Annotated in this window: 1 protein-coding gene; it reads left to right on the plus strand. The window is 46.8% G+C overall.

Annotation, left to right across the window (positions count from 1 at the left end):
• Nucleotides 1-455 (plus strand): septation protein A (locus ACTHUM_RS19625; protein WP_440403957.1); only part of this gene is annotated, 455 nt, incomplete at both ends.

The raw sequence follows: 455 nt of genomic DNA on the forward strand, positions 1-455 counted from the left end.
CATATATCATCACCAAAGACATGATTGCCGCAACGGCTGTTGCGGTTATAGTCGGCATTGCCCAAGCTGCGCTGACCTTTTGGAAACACCGTAAACTGGATACCATGCAATGGGTCAGCCTGATTTTGATTGTCTTTTTTGGCGGCGCAACGATTCTGCTGAAAGACAACCGCTTTATCATGTGGAAACCGACCGTTCTGTTTTGGATCGGCGCCATCGTCATGCTGTTCAGCCACCTTGCCGGTAAAAACGGGCTTAAAGCCGTCATGGGCAAAGAAATGCAGCTCCCTGATTTTGTATGGACGCGCCTGACTTATGCATGGATTGGCTTCCTGATTTTTATGGGTGCGGCCAACCTCTTTGTCTTTACGTATTTTCCAGACCAATGGGTCAATTACAAACTGTTTGGCACATTGGGTTTTACAATCATTTTTTCCATCGCACAGGGTATGTAT

It is taken from the genome of Neisseria sp. P0021.S006, assembly GCF_051956895.1.